This window comes from Rhizobium sp. WW_1 (genome assembly GCF_003610155.1).
In the GTDB taxonomy this organism is placed as follows: Bacteria; Pseudomonadota; Alphaproteobacteria; order Rhizobiales; family Rhizobiaceae; genus Rhizobium; species Rhizobium tropici_A.
In genome coordinates this window covers 1,266,978-1,283,349 of the sequence record NZ_RAIN01000001.1, presented here as the reverse complement: position 1 = coordinate 1,283,349, position 16,372 = coordinate 1,266,978, and the positions used below count along the sequence as shown (strand labels likewise).

The window sequence follows — 16,372 nt, the reverse complement described above, 5'->3', positions numbered from 1 at the left end:
CCCACACCTCGCGATTACTGGAGGTGCTCCGCGAGGACAATCGCTCCATCGTTCGTGCCGCGAGCCAGGCGAGCAAGGCAGCCGACTGGCTACTCGGCTTCGTCCCCGCCGACGGCGTCGAAGTGGCGGCCGAGCCGTCGATCGACAGGAGGGCAGCATGATCCTCCTCACGCCCGAGCTGCGCGCGCAGCTCATCGCCAACGGCCGCGAACGCGACGCCGACCATGTTCCCGTGGTCAAGTTCTTCAACCCTCTGGGCGAAGGCGTCTGGCTCGCCACCGAACTCGACGAGGACGGCGACACCTTGTTCGGCCTGGCCGATCTCGGTGAGCCGGAGCTGGGCTCGTTCAGCCTCGCCGAGATGGTCGCGGTGCGCTTGCCGCTCGGCCTCGGGATTGAGCGCGACATCCTGTTCGACGGCCTGTTTCCGATCTCGGTCTGGGCCGAAGCGGCGCATCGGACCGGCAGCATCCGAGACGCGGAGCGCGTGCTTCAAGCCGTCCATCGAACCCAGCGAAGAGACGCATGATACGCTTCGCCGCTTCGGACACGTATTTCCGGCTTTGCGCCTTTACGTGCTCGGATCGGCGATGGCGTCTTTCATGAAGCCCGCCCAGACGGCGAGGATCGAACTCTCAAGATCGTCGTCATCCGCTACCACGACGCTGAAGAGGCCGAGCATGTCGGCAAACTCCTTCACGTCGAGATGGCCGCGAGCCTGCAACCCTACAACCATTGTCGTCAGCGCCTTTCCATGGGCGCCGATCAGTGCGCGATCGAACGCCGTCAACCGGAATTGCCGGCGACGGCCTAGCGAGCCCAGCCAACTCCACAACGGCGTTTTCCTGTCGCCTTCAACCTCCGTGTCCATCCGCCTTCTCCGATCGCACGGCTCCGGAGATGATCCGACACGCGACAACATGGTGTGACTGTCTTCGCGTAACTCATCAGCGCAAAGGCGACTATTATAGTCGCCTTTTGATTATGCCAGAGGCTTTGAGCGGCGACCTGATCCACTTCGGACGGTCGCCGCGTGCGGAGGCGCCGGAAGAAGAGAGTGAGAGGAAGGACGGGATTTCCGTGACGGGTTAGAGGTCGAGAGAGAGGCTCTCGGCCGCCCGTCGCGGAGTAATCCCCGATGGCTACTGCAGTTCAGAAGATCACCCTGTCGTCCTCGCGCGACATTCCCTTCAACAAGCTGGTCTTGAGCCAGTCCAACGTCCGCCGCGTGAAGGCGGGCGTCTCGATCGAGGACCTGGCGGCCTCGATCGCCCGCCGCGGCCTGATCCAGAGCCTGAGCGTCCGGCCCGTGGCGGACGCCGAAGGCAACGAGACCGGCATGTTCGAGGTGCCTGCAGGCGGCCGCCGCTTCCGCGCGCTCGAATTGCTGGTCAAGCAGAAGCGTCTCGCCAAAGTCGCCCCGGTGCCGTGCGTCGTCCGCGATTATGACGACGAGATCCTCGCCGAGGAGGTGTCGCTGGTCGAGAACATCGACCGGGCGCCGCTCCATCCGCTCGATCAGTTCCGCGCCTTCCAGGACATGCGGACGAAGGGCAAGACCGAGGAGGAGGTCGCGGCGGCGCTCTTCGTCCCCGTACAGGTGGTCAAGCAGCGTCTGCGCCTCGCTGCGGCGTCGCCGATGCTGCTGGACGTTTATGCTGAAGACGGCATGACGCTGGACCAGCTCATGGCGTTCACGGTGTCGGACGACCACGCCCGCCAGGAGCAGGTCTGGGATTCGATCAAGGACGCCTGGTCCAAGGAGCCGTATCAAATCCGGCGCATGCTCACCGAGACGACGGTGCGCGCCTCCGACAAACGGGCCGTCTTCGTCGGCGTCGACGCCTATGAGGCCGCCGGCGGCATCGTCATGCGCGACCTTTTCCAGTCCGACGACGGTGGCTGGCTTCGGGACGCCGCCCTGCTCGATCGCCTGGTGGCCGAGAAGCTGAAAGCTACTGCCGAGTCCATCGCGGCCGAAGGCTGGAAGTGGATCGAGGTCGCTCTCAGCTTCCCCTATGATGCGACGCGCGGCCTGCGCGAATTGCAGGGAGACCCGCTCGACGTGACTCCCGAGGAACAGGCGACGATCGACACGCTCAACGCCGAGTATCAGAAGCTCGAGGCCGAATATGAAGGCGCCGACGAGCTGCCGGACGAAGTCGATCAGCGTCTTGGCGAGATCGAGACGGCGCTCAGCGCCTTCGAGAACCGGCCGGTGCGGTTCGAGGCGGAAGACATCGCGCGCGCGGGCGTCTTCATCAGCGTCGCCCATGACGGCAGCCTCGACATCGATCGCGGCTATGTGCGGGCCGAGGACGAGGCGCCGATCGTCCCGGAGGGTGAAACCGACGCGGAAGCTCGCAGCATCCCGACCGAGCCGGCGGTGCAGCGCGCCGTCATCACGATCGGCGGCCAGGCCGCCGAGCCGGAGGACGACGAGGACGATGCGATCAAGCCGTTGCCGGATCGCCTCGTCACCGAGCTGACGGCCCATCGCACCCTGGCGCTGCGCAATGCGCTGGCCGAGAACCCGCACGTTGCGATGACCGCGCTCCTGCACAAGCTGGTCTCCGACGCCTTCCAGCATCGCATGTACAAGGGCGCGATGGAGACTTCCGTGAGCCACGTCTTCTTCCCCGTCCAGGACGACGCGTTGAAGGACAGCCCCTCGGCGCGGGCGGTGCATGAGCGGCACGAGGCCTGGGCGGCCGACATCCCCGCCGAGGACGACGCGCTTTGGGATTGGCTGGCCGCGCTCGACGATACCAGCCGCATGGCGCTTCTGGCGCATTGCGTGAGCTACGGCGTCAACGCGCTCTACGAGAAGCCCAACCCCTATGGCGGCAACGGCGTCTCGCAGCACTCCCTCGACATGCGCCTCGGCCAGGCCGACCGGCTGGCCCGCGCCACCGGCCTCGACATGGTGGACGTCGGCTGGCGTCCGACCGTCGGCAACTATCTCGGCCGGGTCACCAAGCCCCGCATCCTTCAGGCGGTCCGCGAGGGCGCCGGCGAACAGGCTGCGCAGCTCATCGACCATCTGAAGAAGGGCGACATGGCCAAGGAGGCCGAACGTCTCCTCGCCGATACCGGCTGGCTGCCCGAGCCGCTGCGCCTGGTCATCGAGGCCGAGGCGCCGACACCGGAAGGTCAGGGCGGCGTTGATGACGGTGCGGCGCTGCCCGACTTCCTCGCGGGCGATGACGAGGAGATCGCCGACGACGCCGAAGACGAGGAACGCCACCTCGTTGCGGCCGAATAGGCGCAGACGCGGAGCGGCTTCGGCCTCTCCGCTCATTCCTCCAACACAAGGAGCTGCGCCATGTCGCAATCCAGCCCGACGCCGCGCCGCGTCGTCTTCCAATATCTCGTTCCCGTGCATGTCGAGGTCGAGGACGGGCTCGTTGCCTGCGTGACCGTCATCGACGAGACGCCGGTTCGCGAACCCACCGTCGTCGAGGGCGACCCAGCCTATCTCAACGACGCCGTGCGGGCCGCCGACGACGACCAAGCATGGCCGTCCTGGCAGTTCGGCTACTAGCCCGACCACCATCCGATCCCTCCCGAGCCCGGCCCAGCGTCGGGCTTTTTTCGTTTCAGGAGCCCGCCATGACCGATTTTCTCACCCGCTTTTCATGCCTGCTCGACGTCAGCACTGCCGCCAACGCCGCGCGCCTTCTCGATTACACCGCGCTGATCGCCGAAAATGCCCGCGAAGACCCGCCGGCCGAGCCGTTCCTGCTCTCGCTGACGCCGGATCGTGGACCGGCCCGCCTCTGGCTCCGCGATCCCGGCAGCGCCGACCAGCAGCTTGCGATCACCTTCGTGATGCGCTGCGCCGAATCCTTCGGATTGACCGGGCGCTGGGGATTCCAATGGGCCAACATCGCTTCGGACCCCGTCGTCAACGGCTTCTCCGGCGGCGCCCATCTGCTGGACCTTGCGACCGGCGAGACGATCGAATGGATCAGCACCGGGCGCTGGCTGGCCGACCGCCTTGCCGAGGGAGGTGCGCGATGAGCATTCCCGATCATGCGCGCGCCAACTTCCAGACGCTCTTGCGCGCCGCCGAAAGTGGCGACCTGGCGCTGATGGAATGCATCGACGTCGCGACGGGCGAGCCCCGCTACGTCATCTGCGCCGTCGGACGCGATGACGGCGATTTCGTCTTCACGCCGTTCGGGCATCTCGCCGACGGCAACCCCTTCGAGATCTAACGCCCGCCGGAGGCCTCGACATAGGGCCGCACGATGTCGATGAGGCCCGCGACGGCCTCCCGGGCCCTCGACGGAAACGTCGCATCCCCGCCAGGCAGCACGAAGCGATCGAAGGCGTGACGCGGATAATAGACGTTGAGCATCGCGACTACATCGGCCAGCTCGCTCACGGTGCCGCTCAGTCCCGCCTCCCGGGCGCTTGACAGTCCGCGCTCCAGATCATGCCGGACGTCCCGACAACAGCGATCGTCATTCCAGCCCTGGCTCAACAGGAACGCCTTCAGGGCAAGCTCGGCCGCGATCGCCGTCCCGTAGCAGACATCGCCCGCGTCCCGCCCGTCGACTGCAGCGGGAGACGGCAGGAACCCTTCGCCATTGGCGAGGAAGAACCTCGCCAATTCCGGTCCGTCGTCCGCCCTTACCAGACCGCCACCTCCCACTGGCCGTTGACGCGGGCGAACCAGATCGGCCGGTTCTGCGGTGCCGCGTTCGGCTTAGTGGAATCCAGCACGATCTGCGTCATGCACGTCACGCCTGGTCCGACTCCGCCCGGCGAGCAGTCGCCGAGCTTCAACGTCGCGTTCGCGAGCGACGTGCCCGTGAACAAGCGGTGGCGGCGGACAGCGGCGGTGGCTTCCTCCTCAGTCGGTTGAGCGACACCGGCCGCGACCGCAGGCGATGCGGCGACCGGGGCGATGACAGGCCGCAGGGCAAAGCCCGCGCCGAACCCGATCGCCAGACATACCGCCCCGATGATCCCGATCGCGCTGCCCTTCATCTCGCCTCCCATATTCCTCGTCCGGCACGGCGGACTCGGAGCGGTGCGAGCGGCCGCGGCTTCTTTTCCTACCGGAGTTTAGCGTCCCGACGTCGCCGCCGAAAGGCCGGGCGACGAGCCGGGTTCCCAGCACGCCAGAGTGAGAGGTCGGCCGGGACGGGTTTGAGCCCGTCCGGTCGAGAGAGAGCGCCGGGCCGGCTCGCCCGTATCCCGCTCTCCGAGGTATCCCCATGCGCCATGCTGCGATCCCCGCCGCCGAGGCGGCCTCACTCCCGCTTGCCCCGCAGACCCCGCCCGCCGCCGTCCTGGCCGCAGCGGAACATCTCCTTCCTCATCTCGAACAGGGCCGCCCGGTCGACGCGCCGACCCTGAGGGCCGCCATGGAACAGGCGTTCGGCGCGTCCGACGCCAGCGGCGCCTGGGATTGGAAAACGGCCTACGATGCCTGCGAAGCCACGGCCGTCCTGTTCCTCCGCAAATACGGAAAGGCGGTTTTACGCAAATCCGCGTCTCCGGTTTCCCGGCTTTCAGCCCTGGCCAAGGTCGCCAGCTTGCTGCCCACGCACACGCGTCGCTCCGAGGAAGCGCAGACCTTCCAGCAGTTCTCGACGCCGATGCCGCTCGGGCTGGCTGCGCTGACCGCCGCCCAGCTCACGCACGCCGACCGTGTTCTGGAGCCATCGGCCGGCACGGGTCTGCTCGCGATCTTCGCGGAGATTCTGGGCGCCGATCTCATCCTCAACGAGCTGGCCGCGACCCGCGCCGATCTTCTGTCCTCGCTCTTTCCGGCCAATTCGGTCACGCGCTTCGACGCCGCACAGATCGACGATCATCTCGACCGGGCCGCCGTCCCCAGCGTGATCATCATGAACCCGCCGTTCTCGGTTATGGCCAACGTCTCGGGCCGTGTGGCCGACGCTGCCTCTCGCCACATCGCCTCGGCGCTCGCACGCCTCGCTCCAGGCGGCCGCCTGGTCGCAATCACAGGAGCGAATTTCTCGCCCGAGCTTCCGGCCTGGCGCGACAACTTCGTCCGCCTGCAGGAGCGCGGCCGCGTCGTGTTCACGGCGGCGATCGCAGGCTCGGTCTATGCCAAGCACGGAACGACGATCGAGACGCGCCTGACCGTCATCGACAAGGCGCCGGCCGACGATCCCGCTCACTTCCCCGAGTCCGCCGGTCTCGCGCCCGACGTGGCGACGCTGCTCACCTGGATCGAGAGCCAGGTCCCGGCGCGGACGGCCGTCACGCTTCCGAAGGCCGCAGCCGAGCCCGCACCGCGTACCGTGCGCAGCTATCTCGCCCGGGCGGCAGCCGCAGCACCCGCCCGCCGCGTCGCCCAGCTCGAAGGCGTGCCGCTCGACTACCAGACCGTGGACTGGACGGCGCCGGAAGGCGGTCGGCTGTCCGAGGCGATCTACGAGACCTATGCGCTCCAGTCGATCCGCATCGCGGGCGCACAGCCGCATCCCACAAAACTGGTCCAGTCCGCCGCCATGGCAGCGGTAGCGCCACCGAAGCCGAGCTACCGGCCGACGCTTCCGGCCGCCATCGTCACGGACGGCATCCTCTCCGACGCTCAGCTTGAGACGCTGATCTATGCCGGCGACGCCCACAGCGAATATCTTGCCGGCGCCTGGACCGTGGACGAGACCGGCGATCTCGTCACCGCCGCGCCTGATGATGGCGAGGGCGCCGTCCGCTTCCGCCGCGGGTTCATGCTCGGCGACGGGACCGGCGCCGGCAAGGGCCGCCAGTCGGCCGGCATCATCCTCGACAACTGGCTGCAAGGGCGGCGCAAGGCCGTCTGGATCTCCAAGTCCGACAAGCTGCTTGAGGACGCCCAACGCGACTGGTCAGCCCTCGGCATGGAGCGCTTGCTGGTCACGCCGCTATCGCGCTTCCCGCAAGGCACCGCCATTCGGCTTGGCGAAGGCGTCCTATTTCTAACCTACGCTACGCTACGGTCCGACGACCGCGGCGAGAAGCTATCGCGGGTCAAGCAGATCGTCGAATGGTTGGGCTCCGATTTCGACGGAGTGATCATTTTCGACGAGTCCCACGCGATGCAGAACGCCGGCGGCGGCAAGGGAGAACGGGGCGACGTGGCCCCGTCGCAGCAGGGCCGTGCGGGGCTCCGGCTCCAGCACGCGCTTCCGAATGCCCGCGTCGTCTACGTCTCGGCGACAGGGGCGACCACCGTCCACAATCTCGCCTACGCCCAGCGGCTCGGTCTGTGGGGCGGCGACGATTTCCCCTTCGCCAATCGCGCTGAGTTCGTCGAGGCGGTGGAGAACGGCGGCGTTGCGGCCATGGAGGTGCTCGCCCGCGATCTGCGCTCGCTCGGCCTCTACACATCGCGGTCGCTCTCCTATGACGGCGTGGAATACGAGCTGGTCGAGCACCAGCTCACGCCCGAGCAGACGCGCATCTACGACGCCTATGCCGACGCCTTCGCCATCATCCACAATCATCTCGACGCGGCGATGCAAGCCGCCAACATCACCGGCGATACCGGCACGCTGAACCGCCAGGCGAAGTCGGCCGCGCGCTCGGCCTTCGAGAGCGCGAAGCAGCGCTTCTTCGGCCATCTTCTGACCAGCATGAAGACGCCGACGCTGATCCGCTCGATCGAGCGGGACTTGGGCGAAGGGCACACCGCCGTCATCCAGATCGTCTCGACCGGCGAGGCCCTGATGGAGCGCCGTCTGGCCGAAATCCCCACCGAGGAATGGAACGACGTGCGCGTCGACATCACGCCGCGCGAATATGTCCTCGACTATCTCGCCCATTCCTTTCCGGTGCAGCTCTACGAGCCGTTCTCCGACAGCGAGGGCAATCTGTCGTCGCGGCCGGTCTACCATGACGGCCAGCCCGTCGAGAGCCGCGAAGCCGTCGCCCGGCGCGACGAGCTGATCGAGCGTCTCGCAGCTATGACGCCCGTTCCAGGCGCGCTCGACCAGATCGTCCAGCGCTTCGGCACCGACTTGGTCGCCGAGGTAACGGGTCGCTCGCGGCGCGTGGTACGCAAGGGCGAGCGCCTTGCCGTGGAGAACCGGGCGGCTTCCGCCAATCTCGCGGAAGCGGCCGCCTTCATGGACGACCAGAAGCGCGTCCTCGTCTTCTCCGACGCTGGCGGCACCGGCCGCAGCTACCACGCGGATCTCGCCGCCAAGAACCAGCGCCTGCGCATCCACTATCTGCTCGAACCGGGCTGGAAGGCCGACGCGGCGATCCAGGGGCTCGGTCGCACCAACCGCACCAATCAGGCGCAGCCGCCGCTCTTCCGGCCGATCGCCACCGACGTGAAGGCCGAAAAGCGCTTCCTCTCGACGATCGCGCGCCGGCTTGACACGCTCGGCGCCATCACGCGCGGTCAGCGTCAGACCGGCGGTCAGGGCCTGTTCCGGCCCGAGGACAATCTCGAAAGCCCATACGCCCGCGATGCGCTTCGCCAGCTCTACTTGCTGCTCGTTCGTGGCAAGGTCGAGGGCTGCTCGCTCGGCCGCTTCGAATCCGCCACCGGCCTGAAGCTGATGGATGACAACGGCATCAAGGACGAGCTGCCGCCGATCACCACCTTCCTCAATCGCCTCTTGGCGCTCACAATCGACCTGCAGGGCGTGCTCTTCACCGCGTTCGAGCAGCTCCTGACCGCCAAGGTCGAGGGCGCGATCCGCAGCGGCGTCTATGACCTCGGGTTGGAGACGCTGCAAGCCGAGAGCTTCATCGTCACCGACAGCCAGGTGATCCATACCCATGCCGGCACCGGCGCCGAAACTCGACTGCTCACGATCACGCGGCGGGAGCGCAATCGGCCGACGAACCTTCCCGACGCGCTCGACCGTCTGTCCGATCCACGGGCGCGGCTGCTGGTCAACGGCCGTTCCGGGCGCGCCGCTGTGCAGGTTCCCGCACCGTCGATGATGCTCGACGATGGCGAGATCGAGCGGCGCGTCTGCCTGATCCGGCCGATGGAGCAGCATTATGCGCCGCTGTGCATGATGGCGGAGAGCCATTGGGAGGAAGCCGATCACGCCGCCTTCGCGAGCGCGTGGAACGCCGAACTCGCCGAGATGCCGGAATTCTCCGACAGCACGATCCATATCGTCGCCGGCCTGCTCCTTCCCATCTGGAAACGCCTGCCGGACGAGTCGACTCGCGTATATCGCCTCCAGACGGATGCCGGCGAGCGCATCATCGGCCGCCGTGTCTCGCCCGCCTGGGCCGCGAACGCGGCGACGACCGGGGGCGCGTCGCTGACGGCCGACCAGGCTTTCGCGGCCCTGATGGATGGCGTGACGATCCTCGACCTCGCCGAAGGCCTTCAGCTTCGCCGCGCACGCGTCATGAGCGCCCAGCGGCTGGAGCTGACGGGGTTCACCGAGGCCATGCGCGACCGCCTGCGGGCCTATGGTCTCTTCAGCGAGATCATCTCATGGAAGCTGCGCTTCTTCGTGCCGGTCGACGCCACGGGCCCGACCGTGCTCGGCAAACTGCTCGATACGTTCCCGGTCGCGCGCATCTCCGAGCGGGAGGCCGCGTGATGGCACGCCAGGACGCTTCCGATCTCGCACATCGTCTCGGCCGGCAGGCCGAGGCGGTGTGCCGTCACTATCTCTCCAGCGGCCGACGCGAGGGCGGCTATTGGCTGGTGGGCGACGTACGCAACACGGCCGGGCGCTCGATGTATGTCCGCCTCAAGGACTCGCCCAATGGCCCCGCCGGCAAGTGGACCGACGCCGCGACCGGCGAGCATGGCGATCTCCTCGACGTCATCAGGGAAAGCTGCGGCCTGGTCGACTTCAAGGACGTCGCCGACGAGGCCCGCACGTTCCTCAGTATGCCGCCACCCGAGTCGGAACCTCGCCAGCAGCAGCGGCAGAGCCCGGCGCCGCTCGGCTCGCCCGAGGCGGCCAGACGGCTCATTCGCATGTCGCAGCCCATCTTCGGCACGCACGTACAGGCGTATCTACGGGAACGCGGCATTACGGATTTACGCGGAACCGGAAGCCTGCATTACCACCCGCGCTGCTATTATCGCCCCGACGAGCACTCGCCGACGGAGACATGGCCGGCGATGATCGCAGCCGTCACCGACCTCGGCGGCAAGATCACCGGGGCGCATCGCACCTGGCTCGATCCGCGACGTCGCGACAAGGCGCCGGTCGACACGCCAAGGCGGGCGATGGGCGATCTTCTCGGCAACGCGGTCCACTTCGGCATCGGTGGCGAGGTGATGGCGGCAGGGGAAGGCATCGAGACCGTTCTATCGCTTCGGCAGGTCTTGCCCGACATGCCGATGCTGGCGGCGCTCTCCGCAGCCCATCTCGCTGCCATCCTGTTCCCCGACACGCTGCGACGCCTGTACATCGTCCGCGACAACGATCCGGCCGGTGACGGGGCGCGTGACAGCCTGATCGAACGGGCGGACGCGGCTGGGATCGAGGCGGTCGTCATCTCGCCGGAGCTGGGCGATTTCAACGAAGACCTCCGCACCCTCGGTATCGATGCAATTCGGACAGAAGCCCGGTTGCAGATCGCGCCCCAGGACGTGGCCCGCTTCATGGCGCTGGCGGCATAGCCGGCAAGAGAACGCGGCAGCGGTACGTCGCCATGCTCGGCGGATGCGTCAAACCATCGGAGAGGACCGCGCCTCGGCCTTCGAGAGGGCGATCGGCCCACAAGCCGGCCAACCAGGCAATGGCGGCGGCCGACTATTTTCCGGCGGCGCGTGCCGCGCCTTTCCATCGCGAGACAAAATAGCCGGCCTTAGCCATCGAGCCCTCCGCTTGCGCTCCGGGTGCCCGGCCGTCCGGCTTGTGGGCTTCGTCGCCATGAAGGCCGCGACGGTCGCGGTCCAACCGACGGAGCATCCCATGAGCGAGCACGACGACTTCGAACCGCATCACGCCTCATCACCGACCGACCATGTCCTCAACGAACTCCAGCTCCACGGCTATCGTCCCTTCGAGGATGAACCCGATCAGCGGCTCTTGCCCGACGGCAATGCGGTCGCAGGCGCCATCGCCGACATCTTCGACGCCCTGATCGGGACACTGGAGGATACTCGCCTCGAACCCGACCTCGACGATCTCCTATGGTCGACGGTCAACGTCTTCCACCGCGCCACCGACCGGATGACGCGCGAACTCGACGACAACGAGCAGGCGCAACGCCGCGGGCAGCGTGAACAGGACGGCAGCGAGGTGAAGGCGGTCGAACTCGAGCGCCACATCGCCGAGGGGCAAACCCTGATCGAACGCCGGAACGCCTTTGAGCTGATGCGCGACCAAGCGGCCGAACACTACGAACGCCACGTCGGCAAGACCTGGCTTCCGCGCAGCGGGTCAAGGATCAATCACCGCAATCTCACATCTGCGATGATCGACAGCCGCGACTTCCTTGCAGCGAAGCGGCGCGCCGAGCAGACGATCCTTCTTCCCCCTGGCCCGAAGATACTCGTCACCGGCGGTCTGGACTTCAACGATCACCGGCTGATCTGGGCCAAGCTCGATCAGGTCCACGAAAAGCACCCGGACATGGTGCTGATGCACGGCAAGTCGCCGAAAGGCGCCGAGAAGATCGCCTCGCTCTGGGCCACGAACCGGAACGTGCCGCAGATCGGTTTTGCGCCGGACTGGACGAAGCACGGCCGCGCAGCACCCTTCAAACGCAATGACGAAATGCTGGAGGTCCTGCCGAAGGGCGTGATGCACTTCCCGGGCACCGGCATCAATGACAACCTCGGCGACAAGGCCAAGAAGCTCGGCATCCCGGTCTGGAAGTTCGGCGGCGCGTGAGCGCCGCCTAGCCCAGATCGATCTTCCAGAACTTCAGCACACTCTCGACCTCGGCCTTCGGGTAGTGCAGGAAATCGGCATTAGCGAGATCGGATCGAAGCTTCGATTTTCGCTTTGCGATCTCGCGCTCGATACGCGACGTGAACGGCGCTGTTCCTGGCGGCAAGACACCGCTCCGCTCCGCACTAGGCCAACTCTTTGGGTAGTCGGGCGGGGTCCAACCGGATCGCACCTGCTCGGCCTGCGCCGCAACCGAATCGTGCTCGCATGCCCATCCGTACAGATGGAAAGAGCATACGCGCAGCATCGCCTTGATCTCTGGGAGGGTGTCGGTGAACCCCTTCAGCGGGGTCGGCAACCAAACCATGTTAGCGACGCACGAGAAGAAGCGCGGATCCTGCACGACGCTGCTTTGCTGAGCGAATGACGGATCGTCGTAACCCCAGATGTGACAGACAGTCCAATTCTTCGGCTTCGGCGACGCGACACCGAGAGCGGCTACCAGAGCGTTGAGCGCGGCGACATTTCCCTCGAACTTGTCGGCAGTGATCTTCGTTGCCTTGCGCGTGTTCGTATAACGACGCGACCATGCTGCGTCGTAGAGCGCTCGACCGCGCGCGGTATGTGGCGCCCAGATCGGCAGACGGCGGAAAGTCTCAGGGTTGACCCAACGGGCTGTGCGCTCGATCAGCTCGACCACCGCGGGGATATCATCCCGCAATGCCTCGTTACCGTCTGGTATGTGAAATCCGGCTTCCATCATTCGCCCCCGTGTCCTCGGACGCGGACGACCCGGACACGGCTCGAATCCAACGCAGCGAAGCTGTTGAGGAGCGATCCTAGCATCCGGTCAAAGCGAGACACCATCCCCCGCTTCCATTGCGCTAATCCTTGGTCCGGCCGAGAGCCTGACGCCATCAACCCGTGAAGGGGTCGGCTATGCGCGCATGCCGCCGCTGCGGCTTTGCCTCCGCGGTGATTGCGGCCCTCGGCCGGACACATCGGGCGCCTGTCGCGCGGGAGATGGTCTCCCGCCTCCAAGACAGGAGCCGGAACGATGTCACTCAACGATGCACACGCATACGCTTTCAGCCTCGCCGCCACCCTCATGGTCGCCATCGTCATCTTCAAGGCCGGCGACGGTACGCACTCGGTGACACCTATCACCGAGTTCGACGGCGACGCCGAGATCGTGGCGGAAATCGACCCCTTCGCCCCCTGATGGGGGCCTCGCTCTCGCGGGGCGGAGATTCTGGCGGATTTCCGCTCCCGACGCCGCTCTTCTTGGGCTATACTAGGACTGCGCCGTGGTGGTGGTGGAGGCGCGACCGTCAGACCTTTTCTCATGGAGACCACCATCATGATCTTCATCGGCATTCTCTTCAGCATCGCAGCCATCGGCTTCTTCTGCTGGCTGCTATTCACGCTCGCCGTCTTCGCGCTGCCCTTTTTCGCCGGCGTCACCGCCGGGATGTGGGCCTATAACACCGGCGCCGGGTGGCTCGGGGCTATCCTCGTCGGTGCGCTCGCGGCTGGGCTCACATTCGGCGTCGGCCAACTCCTACTCGCTTTCGTCCGACCACTCTGGGCACGCATCACAATCGCGCTGGCTTTCATCGCTCCGGCGGCGATCGCCGGCTATCACGCCACGCATGGCATCGTGAAACACGCCATGCCGTCCGAAGGCTGGCAGCTCGCCTTTTCCGTCATTGGGGCAATAGCTGTCGGTGTCACCGCCCTGATGCGGTTGGCCGCCATGGCGACGCCCGGTCCGGCAGGGCGAGGCCTTGCGGAGGGTTAACGCACGGAAGCGACCGGGGCAGACCAGACGCTCGAGTTGAACTTTCCGCTTGGATCGCCATGGACGTTGGCGAATGGAGCGACGGCTCGGATAAGCTGCGTCGACCAATCACGACCTGTCACCTCATTGGAGCGCTGAACAGGGCCCGATGACGCACATACCGCCCAACGTCGTCTATCGCTGTCCGTGTCTTGATCGCGGCGTTGGCAAGAGCCACAGAATCCCAGGAGTCTGCACGAGAGGAGCATAGATGCCGGCGAATCTCATCGCCGGTGCCCTGGCTGCTCCGACGGCGTCGCCAGTTCTACTCTTGAGGCGTCTCTGTCAGGTCGACCGCTCCATAACGGCCTCTTCAATGGGCTGATCTGGCCGAAGGCCGGCTGCGCCTCGATCGCCTATGCGGCAATGGCGCCGATCGACTTTCTTCCCCTGCCGGCCATGCCGTCATTCCTCGCGAACCAAGAAAGTCGCCTGGCTGCCATCCTCCGCTGCGCTGCGGTCGCAAGCGATGCCGCGTCGATCGCCTCCGGCCTACCGATCGCCATCGAGGCCGCAATGGTGCGGGCTCGGAACAGAGTTCAAGGAGAACTATCATGGCGACCATCGGCACCTTCAAGAAGACCGGCAACAACGAGTTCACCGGCGAAATCGTCACCCTCTCGCTTCAGACCAAGAATGTCCGCGTCGTTCCTGAGGCCAACCGCTCCGGCGACAACGCACCCAGCCACCGCGTCTTTGTCGGCCGGGTTGAGATCGGCGCCGCCTGGGCCAAGCGTTCCAATGAGGGCCGCGACTATCTTGGCCTGAAGCTGGACGATCCGAGCTTCACCGCTCCGATCTACGCCAACCTCTTCGATGACGAAGAAGGCGAAGGCTTCAGCCTCATCTGGTCCCGGCCCAACGGCCGCCGCAACGGGGAATAGGCCCCAAAACAAGGCCCCGCCCGGATCGAACCGGGCGGGGCCTTCCGCTATGTGCGAACCGAATCAGTTTAGCCCCAAAGGACGTCTGCGTCACTTTTGTAGGGCAGTATCGGGTGGCGTCAGGGTTGAAGAACGACTATTATAGTCGTAGTTCTCGCGTGTTAGTTCGTGTTGGTGGGAGGTGATCATGCATGATCACCGCCCGACAATCACGGGCCGCACGCGCGTTGCTCGGTTGGAACCAGGAGACGCTCGCTGACAAGGCCCAGGTATCGCTGACCGCGCTCAAGCGCCTCGAATCCTCTAGCGGGCTCGATGTGTATGAGACCACGCGCGATCAGGTCCGGCGGACGCTTGAAAGCCACGGCATCCTCCTCCTGACCACCGATCAGGGCGAAGGAGTGATGGTGGTCCGTGGGAAATCCAACAAGCGATAGCGCCTCTTTGGTGAACTGCTCGCCTCGGCGATTACTGCCGCCAACATCGCAGGTTCTGCTGCGATGCAACTAGCGCGTGGTTAACAAATTCCTCCGGAATGGATAAGAATGGCTCCAGGGGACCGATGTGACACAGACAAATTTTCTCGATGAACCCCCGGAAAGCGCGATGCTCACGCCCTACGATCGTGAGCACATGAAGCTCTACCTGCGCCTGCTCGATGCGGCGACGGACGGCGCTGATTGGCGCGAAGCCGTCCATATTCTCTTCGGCCTCGACCCTGAAGGCGACCCCGAGCGTGCTCGGCGCGTCCATGACGCCCATCTCGCCCGAGCCCGCTGGATGACGACCCATGGCTACCGCGAGCTCGTGCGCGAAGGCCATCGTCACTGATCGTGATGCCGCCACGGCAACGCCTGTTGCCAGACCGAGGACTTCCTTCCCGTCGATCAACTGGCAATCGTTTTCGGCTGATAACGCACGAATAATGCGAGCCAGGAGGATAGTGATGTCGCCCGACTCATCCCGGTGGCGATCGTCATCAGACTACGATTATGTAGATCATCTCACCGCACCAGACGTCGGCTGGGAATGGCTACGGCGCAACGAGGATTATCAACGCGACTACGCTCAACTCACCAGCGCGTCGCGAGCTTCACCGTCTATGAGTGAGGGGGCGGGTCGCCGCTGGGGGTTGCGATTTCCTTGTCGCACCCGCTCTGAAGTCGACCGAGGCAGACGTGTTTTGGCTTCCGGAGGAAGACACCGGATCGGTGATGCTGGCGCCCGCGCCGGCGTCCCTCGCGGATAGTACGCCTCTCTCGCTGCCAGCCCGGCTTCCCGACCAAGATACCGAGCACGGACTTCACTTCCTGCATGAACTCAGCAACGGGCAACGCGTGCACTTGGCGATGCCCGCTGGCGCATCGCCCGGCGAACCGCTCGTGGCGGTGATTCCGCTCGGGATGGACGGGTTTGATCGAATGGAAGCCCTCGCGCGGTTGCTGGCCTCCCTTCATGGCCGCGCCGTTCCGCCCGACACGCGCCTTACGCGTCAGCAACTGGCCCGCGCACGGCGTATGCTGCAGGCAGTGGATGGGCATCGCGTTGGCGCAAGCCAACAGGAGATCGCCAAGGTGATCTTCCGACTCAAACCCATCCGGCGCGACGACTGGCAAAATGCGCCTGAGCGCTTCGCGACGATGGATCTTATCAGAGACGGCCTCGCGATGATCGCGGGAGGCTATCGCAAACTGCTGCGTCATCGCCGCCGACCATAGTCAGACCATGCGCGGCTGGTGGTGTGGGAATTCAGCACCCCCAACTTCCCACTGCATCTACGCGGTTTCCCTTCGCCATCGTGGCCTTTGTCAGCCGCTGAACGCCAGCGGTCCCCAAGGACACCACGG

The 16,372-nt window shown here is 65.8% G+C and carries 19 protein-coding genes and 1 pseudogene; 16 read left to right on the top strand and 4 right to left on the bottom strand.

What is annotated here, in order from left to right:
• Window positions 1-17: 17 nt before the first annotated feature.
• Window positions 18-161 (top strand): annotated as a pseudogene (locus BJ928_RS06215) (antirestriction protein ArdC); the annotation flags it as partial.
• On the top strand, window positions 158-529 hold the full coding sequence (locus BJ928_RS06210) for a DUF2958 domain-containing protein (protein WP_047628563.1): 372 nt from the start codon (window positions 158-160) through the stop codon (window positions 527-529). The pseudogene BJ928_RS06215 and the gene BJ928_RS06210, both read left to right, overlap by 4 nt.
• Window positions 530-571: 42 nt before the next feature.
• Here the strand turns inward: BJ928_RS06210 and BJ928_RS06205 are convergent, their stop codons facing one another.
• Window positions 572-871, bottom strand: a complete 300-nt coding sequence (locus BJ928_RS06205; RefSeq protein WP_047628560.1) for a hypothetical protein — start codon at window positions 869-871, stop codon at window positions 572-574.
• 267 nt (window positions 872-1,138) lie between these two features.
• Between BJ928_RS06205 and BJ928_RS06200 the strand changes: the two genes are divergently transcribed.
• The 4 genes from BJ928_RS06200 to BJ928_RS06185 all read left to right on the top strand — a co-directional run bounded on the left by BJ928_RS06200 (window position 1,139) and on the right by BJ928_RS06185 (window position 4,220).
• Window positions 1,139-3,265, top strand: a complete 2,127-nt coding sequence (locus BJ928_RS06200) for a ParB/RepB/Spo0J family partition protein (protein WP_047628558.1) — start codon at window positions 1,139-1,141, stop codon at window positions 3,263-3,265.
• A gap of 60 nt (window positions 3,266-3,325) precedes the next feature.
• A complete protein-coding gene (locus tag BJ928_RS06195; RefSeq protein ID WP_047628555.1) occupies window positions 3,326-3,544 on the top strand; it encodes a hypothetical protein in 219 nt (72 codons plus the stop codon).
• A gap of 68 nt (window positions 3,545-3,612) precedes the next feature.
• Entirely contained in the window at window positions 3,613-4,023 is a 411-nt protein-coding gene (locus tag BJ928_RS06190; protein ID WP_047628553.1) for a hypothetical protein, read from the top strand.
• A complete protein-coding gene (locus BJ928_RS06185) occupies window positions 4,020-4,220 on the top strand; it encodes a DUF6117 family protein (protein ID WP_047628550.1) in 201 nt (66 codons plus the stop codon). The genes BJ928_RS06190 and BJ928_RS06185 overlap by 4 nt, the downstream gene beginning before the upstream one ends.
• On the opposite strand, the gene BJ928_RS06180 is transcribed toward BJ928_RS06185, so the two are convergent.
• Together BJ928_RS06180 and BJ928_RS06175 are read right to left on the bottom strand one after the other, a co-directional pair.
• On the bottom strand, window positions 4,217-4,660 hold the full coding sequence (locus tag BJ928_RS06180; protein WP_147413890.1) for a hypothetical protein: 444 nt from the start codon (window positions 4,658-4,660) through the stop codon (window positions 4,217-4,219). The genes BJ928_RS06185 and BJ928_RS06180 overlap by 4 nt on opposite strands.
• Complete coding sequence (locus BJ928_RS06175) at window positions 4,639-4,998, bottom strand: hypothetical protein (protein ID WP_047628547.1); 360 nt, start codon at window positions 4,996-4,998, stop codon at window positions 4,639-4,641. The genes BJ928_RS06180 and BJ928_RS06175 overlap by 22 nt, the downstream gene beginning before the upstream one ends.
• Before the next feature lie 230 nt (window positions 4,999-5,228).
• Between BJ928_RS06175 and BJ928_RS06170 the strand changes: the two genes are divergently transcribed.
• From BJ928_RS06170 to BJ928_RS06160, 3 genes are all read left to right on the top strand, one after another.
• Window positions 5,229-9,545, top strand: a complete 4,317-nt coding sequence (locus BJ928_RS06170) for a strawberry notch family protein (RefSeq protein WP_047628546.1) — start codon at window positions 5,229-5,231, stop codon at window positions 9,543-9,545.
• Window positions 9,545-10,582, top strand: a complete 1,038-nt coding sequence (locus BJ928_RS06165) for a toprim domain-containing protein (RefSeq protein WP_047628545.1) — start codon at window positions 9,545-9,547, stop codon at window positions 10,580-10,582. The genes BJ928_RS06170 and BJ928_RS06165 overlap by 1 nt, the downstream gene beginning before the upstream one ends.
• A gap of 295 nt (window positions 10,583-10,877) precedes the next feature.
• Complete coding sequence (locus BJ928_RS06160; RefSeq protein WP_047628832.1) at window positions 10,878-11,801, top strand: DUF2493 domain-containing protein; 924 nt, start codon at window positions 10,878-10,880, stop codon at window positions 11,799-11,801.
• 7 nt (window positions 11,802-11,808) lie between these two features.
• On the opposite strand, the gene BJ928_RS06155 is transcribed toward BJ928_RS06160, so the two are convergent.
• Window positions 11,809-12,564: a hypothetical protein gene (locus tag BJ928_RS06155; RefSeq protein ID WP_047628543.1), complete on the bottom strand. Its 756-nt coding sequence runs from the start codon at window positions 12,562-12,564 to the stop codon at window positions 11,809-11,811.
• Between the two features lie 294 nt (window positions 12,565-12,858).
• On the opposite strand from BJ928_RS06155, the gene BJ928_RS38735 reads away from it, so the two are divergent.
• The 7 genes from BJ928_RS38735 to BJ928_RS06120 all read left to right on the top strand — a co-directional run bounded on the left by BJ928_RS38735 (window position 12,859) and on the right by BJ928_RS06120 (window position 16,243).
• A complete protein-coding gene (locus BJ928_RS38735; protein ID WP_183079365.1) occupies window positions 12,859-13,023 on the top strand; it encodes a hypothetical protein in 165 nt (54 codons plus the stop codon).
• A gap of 138 nt (window positions 13,024-13,161) precedes the next feature.
• The gene (locus tag BJ928_RS06150; RefSeq protein ID WP_047628831.1) at window positions 13,162-13,602 is read left to right on the top strand and encodes a hypothetical protein; all 441 of its coding nucleotides are present in this window, start codon (window positions 13,162-13,164) and stop codon (window positions 13,600-13,602) included.
• Between the two features lie 593 nt (window positions 13,603-14,195).
• On the top strand, window positions 14,196-14,525 hold the full coding sequence (locus BJ928_RS06140) for a DUF736 domain-containing protein (protein WP_047628542.1): 330 nt from the start codon (window positions 14,196-14,198) through the stop codon (window positions 14,523-14,525).
• A 191-nt stretch (window positions 14,526-14,716) separates the two neighbouring features.
• Window positions 14,717-14,962: an XRE family transcriptional regulator gene (locus BJ928_RS06135; protein WP_047628541.1), complete on the top strand. Its 246-nt coding sequence runs from the start codon at window positions 14,717-14,719 to the stop codon at window positions 14,960-14,962.
• 127 nt (window positions 14,963-15,089) lie between these two features.
• Entirely contained in the window at window positions 15,090-15,356 is a 267-nt protein-coding gene (locus BJ928_RS06130) for a DUF2285 domain-containing protein (RefSeq protein WP_047628538.1), read from the top strand.
• Window positions 15,316-15,774, top strand: a complete 459-nt coding sequence (locus BJ928_RS39280; protein ID WP_348628200.1) for a DUF6499 domain-containing protein — start codon at window positions 15,316-15,318, stop codon at window positions 15,772-15,774. The genes BJ928_RS06130 and BJ928_RS39280 overlap by 41 nt, the downstream gene beginning before the upstream one ends.
• On the top strand, window positions 15,704-16,243 hold the full coding sequence (locus BJ928_RS06120) for a DUF2285 domain-containing protein (RefSeq protein WP_245432229.1): 540 nt from the start codon (window positions 15,704-15,706) through the stop codon (window positions 16,241-16,243). Before BJ928_RS39280 ends, BJ928_RS06120 begins: the two co-directional genes overlap by 71 nt.
• The last annotated feature ends 129 nt before the right edge of the window (window positions 16,244-16,372 follow it).